The sequence below is a fragment of the Yersinia rochesterensis genome (assembly GCF_003600645.1).
GTDB classification, from domain to species: Bacteria; Pseudomonadota; Gammaproteobacteria; order Enterobacterales; family Enterobacteriaceae; genus Yersinia; species Yersinia rochesterensis.
This window is the reverse complement of record NZ_CP032482.1, coordinates 939,855-955,150: the sequence shown is the minus strand read 5'-3', so window position 1 is coordinate 955,150 and position 15,296 is coordinate 939,855. Positions and strand designations below refer to the sequence as shown.

The following is a 15,296-nucleotide window of genomic DNA, read 5'->3' as shown; positions in this document are numbered from 1 at the left end:
GTGACATTATTCATTAATAAAAAATAATGAATGTGAGTGCCATAACAGCCAATCTTGCGGATGCTGCGTCATTGATGTTTCAATCAATTCAGGTAATTTACTTTTTATTTCCCGCGCACTAAACGCAGGATAAATATGAATTTTTATTTCTTTGTCGTAATACAGATAATAAAAAACCACCTGCGCTGACAATGCTCTGGCAAGGCGAATAATCCCGCTGTGCAAATTGGCAGGGCGGTTAAACAACTGGCAGGACATTTTTGCCGTTTCTGCTGGCTGGTTATTGACGGTGTAATCCGGCGTAATATCCGGAAAAATCATAATATTCCGCTTATGTTCGGCGGCTTCCATGATGGCATCCATCAAGTTACCGGCGATGGCTCGGCTGTCTGCATGGATAGAACAATAGGAAATATTCACTCCACCCATTTGCCGCGCCTGCTCTTGATAAGCCTCGGCACTGGCTGAAACCACCACGGTGGCCTGCCCCGGATAAGCCGCCGCGCCCACCATGCCCGCGAGCACATCAGAAACCATGTGCAGCGGCGCGAGAATAACCGGCGAACCGGCCTCATGTAGCGCACTCACCTGGCTATCTAGCTGCTCAGTACAGGCCGCTAACTGAGCTAAAATTCGCCGATTTTGACCATAAGTTGCGGCCAGCTCTAACACCTGACGGCGCTGTGCCGTGCGAATAAAATTCTGTACCGATGGGCGATTGTGGCTTCCCAATAAACACTGGCTATTCGCCGCCGCCACCCGCGCCAGATTTTTCTGATGCCGTGAAACCAAACCTAAAGCCCGGCGCAAAGCGCCGAGCATCAATAAGAAACGATAATCACCGTGCCGCAACAGCCAGATAGCTATTTTTCCCTGCCAGCGGGCGAGTAAGCGCCCACTAAACGCCAGTTTGTCGAGCTGATTTCTCCAGGCGAAATAGCTCCATACGGCTAACAGCCTCATTATTTCTCCAGCGCCTTATCGTGCTCGAGTAATGACAAGAGATGGTCTGAGAACGCCGGGAATTGACGATCCTGTAGCGCTATCCATTTTTTACCGACAATAAAGGTCGGAGTGGCGTCAACTTTGTAATGTGCGGTTACCGCCGTCATATAAGCTAATAACTCTTTCACTTCAGCTGACTGGCTCACTTGCTGATATTTGGCAACGTCAATGTCATTGGCTTTTAGCCAGGTTTCGAGCTGGCTGTTATCACTCAGGTCGATGTTGTCTTCAAGCACCGCTTTGTAAGCACTTTGGCGATGTTGCGGTTCAATGCCCATGACCGATAAGGTCGCGAAAATAGGTGCAAAACGCCCCAAGCCGGTGGTTTTATCGCTGCTGATATGTAGGCGGACAAAACGCGTCCCTTCTGGCATGCGGTTTTCTAATTGGGTCACATTCTCTTCATTGATGGCGCAGTAATGGCAGCCATAAGAGAAGATCTCGATAATCGTTTTATCGTCTTTGATTGGGCTGTTTTCAACTTCACTGCTGCTGACAGCGAATAGGGTTTCCTGTTCATCCTGATTAAGAACGAAATAGTGGAAATAGGCCGTTGTTATCAATGAAGAAATAAGGATAACTAACAGTGTGTAGCCTATAAAAAATCCCTTACTCCTAAACATATTTTTTTCAGTAGACATAGATTCAGTTCTATTCACAATCAGAGTTCAGGTAAGACATAAACAGAATTAAATAACATTTATGCCCACGAAATAGTCTTTCTAACACTCAGTTAATGCGAAAATTCTTGAATTTAAGCATCGGTGACACATTTAAAGAAATAAATCAGGCAAGTACAGAAATCCCTCCCGCACTTACCTGGGATACTTTTAAATATCGATAAGAATTAACGAATATTTAATTTATATCTTATTTGCAGTTAGCAACGTTGGTAGCTGTAGCTGTACGGCTAGTCACTGTACCGTGCTTGTCAGTACAAGTAGTAATAGCCTGGCAAGTCAAAGTAGTGCTACCTGACAACCACTCGTAAGTATCTTTACAAGTTACGCCAGTACCGCCAACGATTGTATTTGCTTCAGCCATGTTCATTTTTTTCATGAGAAAAATCCTTAAAGGAAAATAAAAAATTTATAGCCTATTATTTAATAGCCCATTGAAGTATGCGTTTTTAATTTCAGGTTTATTGCTAACACCTCATTAATCTAACGCAGTGAATTTATACTATATTAACGCAATGCATTACAACCAAAATATAACATTTATTTAATTTCAAAAAAACACAAATAAATGCCACGGGCACCCACTGCCATAATAAAACAACAGTAAAACGACCCGAAATACAAATATAAAAATAGCGAATTTAAAGCGCTATTTTATATTTATATTAATCATGTACTCAGCCAGTGAGTACATATAAATCTGTATTTAGAGGTATGACATAATAACCACTCCACTACCACTAAAGGTGCCCGCATCAGGTAATCCCACCGAATGAAGTGTTGATTCAATCGGGAAAGGTGTCTGCCCAACACCAGCGCTTATCGTGACACCATTGTATAGATCTTGCCCTGACATTTTTAATGTTGAGGTCAGTTTACCGCTTTGTCCAAGGTTGATACTTTTGCTACCTACCAGAGTTAATTTCAGCGATGTTCTGACTGTGCATTTGATGTTTAATGGCTCACTTTTTATTGCACCATCAACACTTTGCTGATTAAGTGAACCATAATTGATATAGACATCACCGGTGATTTCACAGGTTTCCGGGGTCGGTGGAACAGCGCCACAATAAGAGCCGGGAATAACCCTACCACTGGTATTATTATCATTCGAACCTTGCCAATACATCACACCAAAGCAGCTACCAGCCGCACGCAATGGGTCAGGTGTCACAGTACCCCAACTTCCCGACACCCCATTTTTAGCAATAAAGGCTGCTCTCATCACCTCTGCCGTTGCCCCTTGAGGAACAATAACTCGCGTCAAGGCATTGGATGGGTTACCACATATTTCAGCATTGGCCGCCGTCGAGTAGTGACATATCGCCACAGAACAAGATGCAGCAGTACAAAGTACCCCCTGCATTTCTTCGCTCGGCCAAGAGAATGTTCCTTGGTATTGTTGCCCTACTCGCGTTTGTGTCGAAACCCAAGCACTGGCCTGGCTATAAAGTGGAAATAAAAACAGCACGCAAGCAATTAGCCAGAAATATTGACTACTTAAGCGCATATTAGGCTGTGTCATTCGTTTAAGTTCCATTGTCTCTATCCGCATATCGGCATTTAAGCTGTTGATAATAAATTTCAGTATTGAAATATTCTTATTGAAATAAAATTAGTGGGGGAACCCATTAATAATATTGCAGATTAAATGTTGCAACGGCACTGAACTCACCGCGTTTAATCGTGCGTTGAGTTATTGCATCTGGCTCACCCTGAACATAAGCTTTCAAGGTAATAATGTTGTTACCTGTATCAAGCGCAATATCATCACTTGACTGATTAAGGGGCAAAGCTTTCCCTGCCAATGTTTCAAGACCAATGGCTATTCCGACATCATTACCATCGACGGCTAATAACCCAGGTAATTTAAGATTATCATTCCCTGTAAACTTAATATTGGCCGTGGTACCCAGACTAATGTCACAATCAACCAGGTGTATTTGGAATTGTTTTCCCAAAGTACGCTGATTCGAATATAGATATTTGTCGACTACCGTACCGAAATTCAAACTAATGGCTTCATCACCTGGGCGAATTGTGCAAGGTTCGGCAACTAATGCGCCATGAAAACGCATATTATCAGCAGCCGATGCAGGTATAGCCCAAAAAATATTCAGAATCAGAATACTTAAAATAGTTCGCCCACGGCGCATCAGCAGATTTAAATTAGTCATCATTTGATCCTATTGATAATCCACTAATAACGTGGCGGTAGCCTCAAAACTGCCTTCACTTAATGTTGCGCCCGTCGCCTTAATAGGAACGGCTTTCAGTACCGGCGGGTTATTTTTGTCATAGGCAACACGGGTATTCAGCGGAAAAGAAACGCCATTTTTTAGAATACGGACACCCAAATCCCTAACATTGGTTTGTATCGCTGCGGGATCAAATGTAGCAACAGATGCGCTCACTACCGTGATACCCAATTCCAAACTGCTGCCGACCGTTTCACAGATTATGCTGTAAGGCACCGCTTGGGTATAATTGATGCCATCAATCTTGTTCACACCCAGATTTTCCCCAAAAGGTACATCAATAATTTTGCCCCCATTAATGACACAAGGAGCGGGATTAATTAATGTACCCGAGAACAGCATGTTGTCCGCATAGGCCAACGTACTACCAACAACCAGCACTACTGCAACTGAACAGCGCGAAATAAGCGAGTTGATATTCATTATTGATACTCCACAACCAGAGTCGCTGTGCCGGAAAAATAGCCGGTGCTCAACGTCGCATTTGTTTGTTTGATCAGTACCGCCTGCAATGCAGGAACATTGGGATAGGTAAAATTGGATGTCGCGTTAAGTGCAAGTGGCTGCCCATCGCGCATCAATTTGATCCCCAAACCTGAATTGCTGGTTTTCAAGAGACTGGTATCAAAAGTCGCACCATTCCCCTTAATACTTATTTTCAGTGCATTAGATGCTGCCGCAGTACAGTTCAGCGTATAGTTCACCGGCTGCTTGTAGTTGACTCCATCAATATTGGATGTCAGGACGCTATCGCCGAAACTGACGTTAATCGTGTTGTTGCTGTTAATCTCACAAGGCGGTGCAGCAAAAATAGTGACCGAAACATTGACCGTCGCAGTCTTAGTTAGCGCCCATGCAGAGCCGCTTAACAATAATGTCATCACTGCGGTCACCGCCCCTACAATGGCTGTCATCTTAATGATGGGCATCATGGCCATCGGAGTCAGCCGGGTAACTATTCCCCTAAAAACAACAGTCATCCCATATTCCTTATTCATTGTTCAGCCTGACATCCGCCCTGTCTTCTTATGCAGCGCCCAGAAATACGCCGTTACTTGATGCTTTCAACCACAGAACAGGTGCTACCCGTGCAGCCAAATATCAGTTTTGGCCGGCCACCGAAATCATTGACATAAGTCAGCACTGGTTTACTACCCAATGCGGCGGCACTGACTTCCAACATACCCTGCGCTTTTGGCGCAATCATCAGTGGCTTGAAGCCCGCAGCTGTTTTCCCGGTTTTGCTCTCACTGGCATCGACCAATGTGATGTAATACGGTGTCGGGTTATTAACCTGATAACTATCGCCCTGACGAGTCAGCTGTAACTTCTCCTGCCAAGGTGTCGACATGTCGGCCTTTTGGGGCACGATGCCCACTGGGCGGTAGAAAAGTTTGATGCGCGTTTGCAAAGCAATTTGCAAAGTATTGGGCTTGTCCGAGCGCGGTGGAATTTCACGCAAGTTAAAATAGAACACGGTTTCCCGGTCTTGCGGTAACTGACTCACTGCCGGCAATGTCTGTATTTTTAACTGACTCATTGCACCGGGTTCTACCCGCTGAACCGGTGGAACCACCGTCAATGGTGAATTGATCTTGTTACCCTGCTCATCTTCAATCCAACCCTGCGCCAGATAAGGCAATTCCTTATTCTGGTTGCTGATATTCAAGCTAATGGACTTATCGCCGCCATTAAGAATGGCCCGGGTTCTATCCAGTGCAATCGCTGCTGTTGCTTGCTGAGTCATAAGTGCCGTCACCAAAATCGTGGTGATACGCAGTTTGTTATTCAATTTCATTACTTTTTCCTTCGAATTAATTTTGTCAGAACCTGGTGGCACCGAATATTTTCTCTTATTAGAACCCGCGGTTATCCGCAGGTTCATTACCCAAGCTTTCTACTCTGATGCCGGGGGCTTATTCCCCGCCGCTATCGGCTGGCAAGGCAGCAGTAGATTCGCCAGTATTGCCGGAGAAAGTGCTTTCGGTAAGGTGATGCTGCATTGCGCCTTCCCATTCCAGTTTACTGACATAGTTTCACCGGTTTTTATCCCACTGAGATAAGTGGAACCGTCGTCGTTAACAATGCCGGTCTCTTGCTTATTTTCATTTAATACGGTGGCCCCAAATGGCGGTGAGGTGCCATCTGCCATGCGTATCATGGCCATCGCTTTTTCGCCGGAAATCACATTAAAGCGGCGATAACCAATAGCACCTTCAGTCAGTGTGACCTGTGCTACGGTTCCTCTGGCCTCAACATCATCCGCCAGGTTATCAATATCTATACTGGCCCGGTTGCGGTAATAGCTATTCACATCACCGACTACCGCTTTACCAAACCGGTTGGTGCGTATTGACGAGCCATATCCCTGAACTGGAACACCGGATACCCCTTGGGTATCAAGTAACAGTCGGGTTCCACCAAGCGTATTCACCCGATGTAGCGCCCCGCCTTCAGCCGTGATAGTGGCCCCGCCCTGAACACCGACACCAACGGAAGAATATTGGCCTTCCTGATAACTGGCATTGGCGTTAATATCCGCACTACTACCAATGTGGTTATAGTTACCACTGACCAACGCGCCGCTACGTGCTACGCCGGTATTGATCTGGTAGTTGTTATGAGCATCTATGCGATCGGAATACCCCACTCGCTGGCTGTTTTCACGGCCATTGACTGACGCGCTATAACTGATCGTTGCAGTGTTGCCAATCGGCATAGACAAGGACAGATACACCCCATCATCATTGCTTTCGTTATAACGGTTGCGGAAAGCCGAGAATGTCATACTGACGTTTTTCACTTTGCCAATATCAAAATAGCGCGAGAGTGACAGGTTATAGCGGTCATTCGCCGAGCGATCCCAATATGTTTGATGGCTATAGTTCAAATACGCGCTCAGCCCCAGATCCTGAAATTGCTGGTTGAAGCTGATGGTGTACATCTCTTTATTACCGCCCACGGTATTACCGCGATAACGTGTGTCGAGATATTCCGTCATAGTCATAAAATTACGTTCAGAGAAGCGATAGCCAGCAAACGTCACCTGACTGCCTGTTTCCTGAAAGTTTTTCGAATAGTTGACTCGATAAGAGCCACCACTCAAAGTGCCTTTATCGGGTAAAGTGGCCCAAGATTGGGTCATATCAACCGACACTGCACCAAATTCCATCAAGTCACGGCCAATCCCCATGGATGCCGCTTGATATTCGTTTTCGCCACTGATCCCACCACCAAACAATGACCAACCGCTATTGATCCCCCAAGAGAATTCCCCGGTACCAAATACCGGCCCTTCAGAGCGATGCCCGATACTCGAAGGCTTACCTGCGGCCACGCGGTAGCGCACCATACCAGGGCGGGTCAGGTAAGGAATACTGGCGGTATTCACCTGAAATCGTTGGACTTGTCCATCAAGCTCTTCGACTCGTACATCCAGCGTCCCAGAAACAAAACTGTTCAAGTTTTGGATGCGGAAAGGACCGGCAGCGACCAGTGTTTCACTCAACACACGCCCTTGCTGACTCACAATGACCCGCGCATTGGTTCGGGCAACACCGGTAATCTCAGGTGCATAGCCACGCAAATTCGGCGGTAACATATTGTCATCTGTCGCCAGGCTAGCGCCGTTGAAGCGGAAGCTATCAAAAATGGCAGAGTTCAGAAAATCTTCACCCAACGTCAACTTAGCACCCAAATTCGGGATAGCACGGTAAGCGTAATAACGGCTCCAATCCCATTTGCGATTAGACTCTGCATCAGAATTCTGATCGATACGCGACTGCCAATCTGCACGCAGGCGCCAGGCACCTAAGTTAGCGCCGGTGGTTCCGTTCCCGCTCAAGGTGTTATTGCTGGTATTGCTCTTTTGCTGGCGGTTCAACTGGCCTAACAGGTTGTAGTCAAATAGCACACCGGGAAGACCGTCTTCCCAACGAGATGGCGGATCCCAATCTGGTTCGCTGTATTCCAACCAGGCTTGCGGCACACTCAGGTGCAGCGATGAAGTGGCCAAATCGCCCTCCACAGTCAAGCCGGGCAAGCTGCTGATATCCAGACATTCCCCATCACGCGACCAGGTTAGCTTTTTGAAGCTATCTTCTTTCAATGCCAGTAATTCAATTAACTGAGGTGATAAACACGCCTCACTTTTTTTGGGATCTTTCTCAGAAACATAGAATACAATCGGCTGTTCACTGAGTTCCTGCTTATTCATACTAACCAATAAGTTATAACTCCCGGGCATGATATAACCGCGTTGGGAGAACTGGCTCAGGTCAAAGTTAGCGCGATCCTTGGTATCCAGCACATCTGTATTAAACTGAATATCATCACTAGCAAACACACCATACGCATTGCCACTTAATGCAACAGCAATCAGAATTCGCAATAAATCACGACAGGCAATACCGGAGGTAATGGAACGAGCGGATACCATGGGATATGTCACCTTACTCATTGAAATCAGTAATAATCCAATTTGAAACGAACGCTAGAATGATAAGTTCCAGCACGCAGCATCTTGCCATTGCCCACTAACCGCAGGGCATAATTGAGTTTCAGATCAGCAGGGATGATATTTATTTCCGGTGATGCTACCCCTGGAGTTGATGCATTGCCTTTATCATCAATGATTTGCATTGCGACTCCTTCGGCTTCTCCGTAAACCGCAAAATTATTACCGTCCGCAGCGCCGTCAAATGTCACGGCAAAATGCTGCCGGTTCGATTTGTCTGGATCGGGATGAACTATCGTGCAATCTAGCAAACGGATCGCAAAGGGATGGTCATCTCCAACGCCGTTCTGAACCAACTGACCGATAGGCAGAATTGCCATATCAATGGTTTGTTCCAAACTTCCCGGATCTATAGCGCAAGCGGTATCAGTAATACTTCCTTCCATACTCACGCGGCCCCAATCTGTTTTCATGGGATCAGCCATTACCGGAAGACTCAGCAATGACGCCATCAGTAAGGAAGGAGGCACTATCAAAAAAAATGACTTGGACATAAATCACCTAACTCATCCAGCACGTATCTTTCTCAAGAGAAAAAGACATGCGGAAAAATCCGCATGTCGAATTAGAAAATGATGCTTATTGGTAAGCTAGGGTGAAGTCAGCTACGCTTGAGAAGCTACCTGGTTTGATAGCGTCAGATACAGTGCTGCCCTGCAGGTAAGCAGAGAATGCCAGGGTGTTGTTACCAACAACCAGAGTCTGCGGCTTAGTCGCAGTACCCAGTTTAATAGGTAAACCAGTACCATCAACGATTGCGATACCAGCGCCTTCAGCTACGCCAGTGATACCCAACAGGCCAGCTACTGCTGCTGATTCTGCACCGCCGAAAGTGGTAGTTACAGTTTTCAGGGTAGCGATGTCACAGCTTTCCAATTTGATTTGGAAATTATGTGAAGATGATTTGCCGCCATTCTGCAGTGCCACGTTAGAGATCTGGCCCATTTCAACAGTCTGTGCATCTGAACCTGCAGCGATTGAGCAAGGTGCATCAATGATAGAACCATTGAAAGTTACAGTACCTTGACCCTGGTCAGCAGCGTTAGCCACAGAAGCAAAACCCAATACCAAAGCTGCAGCCAAAATCGTTTTATTCATTTTCATTACATAATTCCTTTATACACAATTAAAGTTTTGCCCGCTGATTTACCTTAATAAAATCAAGGTAAATACCGCATCGAAGTTGTTTTAAACATAAATTTTCATGCGGTTTCTTGTTGTGAAAATACAAGATTATAAACCGCGAACTGCTTAGAGCTATAAAGTCATAATGGAGACATTTAAGAACGCCTACACCTTAATAAAATATTTAAATAACGACAGAGCCCTTTTTGTTCGACGCAGATAATACAAACATAGCGCTCTAATTGATAGCTATTTAATTCAATAGATCAAAATTCAGAGTCTTTATCTTAATTAACCAATTTAAAACAATAATATCGATAACTTTGATCGAAAAACATTGCACTCTCGACATATACCACTACAAAAATGAGCAAATCGACACATTAGATCGCTAAAAGTCATTTTTTCAAAATTAATGATTGCTTATTCCATAAGTCAAATTACAATCGACATTAAAGCCTTATAAATTTAATACAAAAAGCAGAAAAATCTTAGTAATAATACATTTAAACCTTAATGACACTTTTGGTAATTTCAGAGGTAAGCGCGGTTTTATTATATACTTATAAATTTAAGTTATTGAAATAAATGACTAATTTTATTTAGACCACAATAATTTTTTTAGATATAAAGAAAGATATTTCACTGACCGATTGAATTTAATAAAATAGTTACCAGACTCATTAGCTGGGCCTAATTGTTAAGTTTTCACGACCCAGTTTCCAAAGTTAAAATAAGGATTTCAAAAACAATATAAAATAAATAAGAGAAAACACCAATATCTGTATGAATAGTCTTTTTATTTGTAGGAAACGTCTTAGTGGAATGTATGAAATATAAACCCCGCAGTGAGAATATAAGAAATAGAAAATAAGATATTCTTAACAAGATAAATTTCATGAGGAATTAATCAATGAAACCTAAGGATCAACGTAAAGAAGAAGTCATGGGTATATTGGAAGAACACTGTAATGTTCTGAAGGAACAGTTTACTGAATCACTTCCCCCAGTTATCAATTGGCCCAAGACAAGAGAGCTGGCTGATAAAGCACAGCTGGATATTTATACGGCAAGATTGGTATTAATGAAGTTAGTTGATGAGAATAGAGCCAGAATGTCAGAAACCAAAGTAATGAACTCACTACGCTGGTTTATTGCTTATCCGACTGAAAAATAAATGAAACCACTCTTATTGAGCATTTATGACTCAATACGCCAAATAATGAGTTAACCCGCTAACCGCCAATACAGCTCACAAAACAGTAACAATTTGAAAATAATGAAATTATTCTTTCTTACATCGATAAAAAACACTTTTCCTACACGAAAAGTTAACCTTATTGTTTTGCTGCTCATGGTCATTACGTTTGTTTCCATGATGCACTATGAAATCAATCGAGGTGGTGCCGGGCTTCATCTTCCTCATAATATTGTCATCTGGGCCATGATGGCACTGTTAGTGATTATGCTCTATTGGCCACAAAGTGCAGAGGCCCACTCAGTGACCGCTCCGAGTCATCTGTGGCTGTTGTTTGGTGCGCTGCTGCTGACACTTCCAGGATTGTGGCCCGCATCATTACAGCATATAGATGCTTGGTTACCGCGAGTGCTCGGTTTGTGGGGAGGGATAATACTACTGCTTGGGCTGTTTCGGCTGAAACTAAATCACGATGCACGACAGGCATGGTTACTGTTAATACTGTTGTCTTCTTGGGGCCAGGCCATGCTAACTTTACTGCAATGGTTTGTTTTTACAGCAGATAACTGGATGGAATTTGATATTGCCGAGCGCCCCTATGGCATGTTTCAGCAAACCAATGTGCTGGCCAGTTATCTGGCAACAGGCTATGGCATCGCGGCCTACCTGTTTATGGCCTCGGGCAATCGCATCATACGTGGCATAGGCACCCTCACGCTGCTGGTTTTCCCCGGTATATTAATGCTATTACAATCGCGCATTGGCTGGGTTGGCGGGGTCATAACCCTATCATTGCTTTCCTTCTATTACTGGCGTCAGCGAAAAATAGCTTGGTTGTGGCTATTCAGCCTGGTCAGTCTGTTGGGTGCCTTTTATCTACAGGAACAGATGAACGTCAGCATGCTGGTATCAAAAGGCACCAGCAACCGAGAACGCTGGCTAATGCTGGAATATACCTGGCAGATGATACAACAACGTCCATGGCTGGGCTGGGGATACGGTAGCTTTGAATCTACCTTTGCCCACGAATTAGTGCAGAACGGGCTGGTATTCGATGGCTCGGTTTACCCTTCTCATCCACATAATGAAGTGCTTTATGGCTGGGTTGAGGGCGGCATCGTGGCTTTAGTTGGGATGCTAGTATTGGCTGCCGGGTATATAAAGCCACTATTGATTCAACCTAAGACAGTTTTCCCTCTCTGGGTACTAACTTTGCCGATAGCTTTGCATCTGATGACCGAGCTGCCTCTTTATCAATCTGCTGGTCACTGGCTGGTGTTGATTTTACTGGGCCGCTTGATGGTGCCAGAAAACATGTTGGTACCCATTATCTCCCCCCCACCCCAATGGCGACGCTGGCTACAGGGCGCTATTGTGCTATCCGCATTATGCACCCTGATCTTTATGGTGACGGGTTTCAAAACTGGCCGTGTACTGACACTGAGTGAAAGGAGTGGTTTGGTTGACATGCAGCCGTTAGATAAGCTGATAAATCCCTATATCCAGTGGGAAAGGTATCAATACATTCGGCACATCAATTTGTTACTGCAATTTAACCAAAATCCTGATCCCGCGTTACTGACTCAGTTCCGCGTATGGGCCGAGCAATACATTCAATTGCATAATGATCCAAATGTTTATCTAAGCCTTATCATGATTACCCAATATCAAAATGACCTCTCTCAGGCCAGGCACCTGCGAGATACCGCTCACGCGCTGTTCCCTCAAAATCCTGCATTCAGGTAGTCTCCACCCAATAAGCTGACAGATCAATGCATAGCCCCTGAGTTTAGGGGCTAATCTGCTTTGTTTGCGAGTCTTCTCGAGTTTTTAGCTATGTCAGTTTCCCGGCTGCTGGGCTAGTATATCGGCTGGAAAAAGGACTTAACTAGAAAACATAACCGCATGAATAATACTGATAAGCTAGATTCCCACACCCCGATGATGCAGCAGTATCATCGGCTTAAGGCCCAACACCCTGACATCTTGCTGTTTTATCGGATGGGCGATTTTTATGAACTATTCTACAGTGATGCCAAACGCGCGTCACAGTTACTGGATATCTCACTGACGAGACGGGGCTCTTCCGCCGGTGAACCTATTCCTATGGCCGGTGTTCCCTATCATTCAATAGAGAACTATCTGGCAAAACTGGTTCAATTGGGTGAATCAGCCGCTATCTGCGAGCAAATCGGCGACCCGGCCACCAGCAAAGGGCCAGTTGAGCGCAAAGTGGTGCGTATCGTCACCCCCGGCACCGTGAGTGATGAAGCCTTGCTGCAAGAACGGCAAGATAATCTGCTGGCAGCTATCTGGCAGGATGCTCGCGGATTTGGCTATGCAACACTGGATATCAGTTCAGGCCGTTTTAGAGTTGCGGAACCCGCAGACCTTGAGACTATGGCTGCCGAGTTACAACGCACCCATCCCGCAGAGTTACTTTATCCAGAAAATTTCGAGCCCATGTCATTGATAGAAAATCGACATGGCTTACGCCGCCGCCCATTATGGGAGTTTGAGCTGGAAACAGCCAAACAGCAGCTTAATCTGCAATTTGGTACCCGCGATTTAATTGGTTTTGGGGTTGAACAATCCCATCAAGCACTGCGGGCTGCGGGCTGTCTGCTGCAATATGTCAAAGATACCCAGCGCACTTCCCTGCCTCATATCCGTGGTTTGACCATGGAGCGCCAGCAAGATGGCATTGTTATGGATGCTGCGACCCGCCGCAATCTCGAACTGACCCAGAATTTGTCCGGAGGAATGGAAAATACACTGGCCGCTATCCTTGATTGCAGTGTGACGGCCATGGGTAGCCGCATGCTGAAACGCTGGCTGCATATGCCAATCCGTGACACTAAGGTGTTGACCGATCGCCAACAAGCCATTGGCGGCTTGCAAGATATTACCGCTGAACTGCAAACGCCGTTGCGTCAGGTTGGTGATTTAGAACGTATTTTGGCTCGCCTGGCACTGCGAACCGCACGTCCGAGAGATTTGGCAAGAATGCGCCATGCATTCCAGCAACTACCTGAAATTCATCGGCTATTACAACCGCTGGATGTTCCCCATATACAAAATTTGCTGTCACAAGTCGGTCAATTTGATGAATTACAAAACTTGTTGGAACGCGCGATTGTTGAAGCACCGCCAGTATTAGTGCGTGATGGTGGCGTTATTGCGCCGGGATACAATGCAGAATTAGATGAATGGCGGGCGTTGGCTGATGGTGCGACCGATTATTTGGACCGGTTGGAAATCCGTGAGCGCGAAAAACTGGGTCTGGATACACTAAAAGTAGGTTTTAATGGCGTTCATGGCTACTTCATTCAGGTCAGTCGGGGCCAAAGCCATCTGGTGCCAATCCATTATGTTCGCAGACAAACCCTGAAGAATGCCGAGCGCTACATCATTCCTGAGCTGAAAGAGTATGAAGACAAAGTTCTGACCTCTAAAGGCAAAGCTCTGGCGATTGAAAAAGGTTTGTACGAAGAGATTTTCGACCTGCTGCTGCCGCATCTACCCGAATTACAAATCAGCGCCAATGCGCTGGCTGAACTGGATGTTTTGGCAAACTTGGCCGAAAGAGCGGAAACACTCAACTATAGCTGCCCTGTTTTGAGTGACAAACCGGGGATCAAGATTATCGGGGGCCGCCATCCAGTGGTGGAACAGGTACTCAGCGAACCTTTCATTTCTAACCCGCTAACCTTGTCACCGCAGCGGCGCATGTTGATCATTACTGGCCCCAATATGGGCGGTAAAAGTACTTATATGCGCCAAACGGCGTTAATCGTGTTGCTGGCGCATATGGGGAGTTACGTTCCGGCGGATCAAGCCACCATTGGGCCGGTTGATCGTATCTTCACCCGTGTCGGTGCCGCTGATGACTTGGCATCTGGCCGTTCTACCTTCATGGTCGAAATGACAGAAACAGCCAATATTCTACATAACGCTACCGAGCAAAGTTTGGTGTTGATGGATGAAATTGGCCGCGGTACATCAACCTATGATGGTTTGTCACTGGCTTGGGCTTGTGCGGAAAATCTGGCTAGCCGGATCAAAGCCATGACCCTATTCGCGACTCATTATTTTGAGCTGACGACCCTACCGGAAAAAATGGAAGGCGTGGTCAATGTTCATCTTGATGCACTGGAACATGGTGAAACCATCGCCTTTATGCACAGTGTGCAAGATGGCGCGGCGAGTAAAAGTTATGGTTTAGCCGTTGCAGCCTTGGCCGGTGTGCCACGAGATGTAATTAAACGCGCGCGGCAAAAACTGAAAGAATTGGAATCGTTATCGAATAATGCAGCAGCAAGTAAGATTGATGGTTCACAACTGACACTGTTAAATGAAGAGGTACCGCCAGCGGTGGAAGCATTAGAAGCCCTGGACCCAGATTCACTGTCGCCACGTCAGGCACTTGAATGGATTTATCGCCTGAAAAACATGGTGTAACCCCGCCAGCTATTAATTTTAGCCATAAAAAAACGGTGAACATCAGTTCACCG

Annotated in this window: 14 protein-coding genes; 3 read left to right on the top strand and 11 right to left on the bottom strand. The window is 45.5% G+C overall.

The genetic code is table 11. The features are described 5' to 3' along the window. Positions 1–6 precede the first annotated feature (6 nt). The 11 genes from DXZ79_RS04420 to DXZ79_RS04370 all read right to left on the bottom strand — a co-directional run bounded on the left by DXZ79_RS04420 (position 7) and on the right by DXZ79_RS04370 (position 9,563). A complete protein-coding gene (locus DXZ79_RS04420) occupies positions 7–963 on the bottom strand; it encodes a lysophospholipid acyltransferase family protein (protein ID WP_050292254.1) in 957 nt (318 codons plus the stop codon). After that, positions 963–1,646, bottom strand: coding sequence for a DsbA family protein (locus DXZ79_RS04415; RefSeq protein ID WP_244942317.1), 684 nt, complete (start codon positions 1,644–1,646; stop codon positions 963–965). The genes DXZ79_RS04420 and DXZ79_RS04415 overlap by 1 nt, the downstream gene beginning before the upstream one ends. 229 nt (positions 1,647–1,875) lie before the next feature. Continuing rightward, on the bottom strand, positions 1,876–2,064 hold the full coding sequence (locus tag DXZ79_RS04410; protein ID WP_038635930.1) for a DUF4762 family protein: 189 nt from the start codon (positions 2,062–2,064) through the stop codon (positions 1,876–1,878). Between the two features lie 327 nt (positions 2,065–2,391). Then, the gene (locus DXZ79_RS04405) at positions 2,392–3,210 is read right to left on the bottom strand and encodes an MrpH family fimbial adhesin (protein ID WP_038635933.1); all 819 of its coding nucleotides are present in this window, start codon (positions 3,208–3,210) and stop codon (positions 2,392–2,394) included. A gap of 106 nt (positions 3,211–3,316) precedes the next feature. Further along, complete coding sequence (locus DXZ79_RS04400) at positions 3,317–3,862, bottom strand: fimbrial protein (protein WP_038635936.1); 546 nt, start codon at positions 3,860–3,862, stop codon at positions 3,317–3,319. A gap of 9 nt (positions 3,863–3,871) precedes the next feature. Further along, entirely contained in the window at positions 3,872–4,366 is a 495-nt protein-coding gene (locus tag DXZ79_RS04395; protein ID WP_038635939.1) for a fimbrial protein, read from the bottom strand. Next, the gene (locus DXZ79_RS04390) at positions 4,366–4,923 is read right to left on the bottom strand and encodes a fimbrial protein (RefSeq protein WP_050292255.1); all 558 of its coding nucleotides are present in this window, start codon (positions 4,921–4,923) and stop codon (positions 4,366–4,368) included. The genes DXZ79_RS04395 and DXZ79_RS04390 overlap by 1 nt, the downstream gene beginning before the upstream one ends. Before the next feature lie 71 nt (positions 4,924–4,994). Continuing rightward, on the bottom strand, positions 4,995–5,741 hold the full coding sequence (locus DXZ79_RS04385) for a fimbria/pilus periplasmic chaperone (RefSeq protein WP_162928728.1): 747 nt from the start codon (positions 5,739–5,741) through the stop codon (positions 4,995–4,997). Positions 5,742–5,840: 99 nt separating this feature from the next. Further along, complete coding sequence (locus tag DXZ79_RS04380; RefSeq protein WP_038635949.1) at positions 5,841–8,381, bottom strand: outer membrane usher protein; 2,541 nt, start codon at positions 8,379–8,381, stop codon at positions 5,841–5,843. 26 nt (positions 8,382–8,407) lie between these two features. Beyond that, positions 8,408–8,911, bottom strand: a complete 504-nt coding sequence (locus DXZ79_RS04375; protein WP_042562677.1) for a fimbrial protein — start codon at positions 8,909–8,911, stop codon at positions 8,408–8,410. A gap of 127 nt (positions 8,912–9,038) precedes the next feature. Continuing rightward, positions 9,039–9,563 (bottom strand): fimbrial protein, encoded by a 525-nt coding sequence (locus DXZ79_RS04370; protein ID WP_038635952.1) that lies wholly within the window; start codon positions 9,561–9,563, stop codon positions 9,039–9,041. A gap of 934 nt (positions 9,564–10,497) precedes the next feature. Between DXZ79_RS04370 and DXZ79_RS04365 the strand changes: the two genes are divergently transcribed. The 3 genes from DXZ79_RS04365 to mutS all read left to right on the top strand — a co-directional run bounded on the left by DXZ79_RS04365 (position 10,498) and on the right by mutS (position 15,243). After that, entirely contained in the window at positions 10,498–10,761 is a 264-nt protein-coding gene (locus DXZ79_RS04365) for a faeA-like family protein (RefSeq protein ID WP_038635955.1), read from the top strand. Positions 10,762–10,938: 177 nt separating this feature from the next. After that, a complete protein-coding gene (locus DXZ79_RS04355; protein ID WP_280524503.1) occupies positions 10,939–12,528 on the top strand; it encodes a PglL family O-oligosaccharyltransferase in 1,590 nt (529 codons plus the stop codon). 159 nt (positions 12,529–12,687) lie between these two features. Beyond that, positions 12,688–15,243: a DNA mismatch repair protein MutS gene (gene mutS, locus DXZ79_RS04350; protein ID WP_120011130.1), complete on the top strand. Its 2,556-nt coding sequence runs from the start codon at positions 12,688–12,690 to the stop codon at positions 15,241–15,243. The last annotated feature ends 53 nt before the right edge of the window (positions 15,244–15,296 follow it).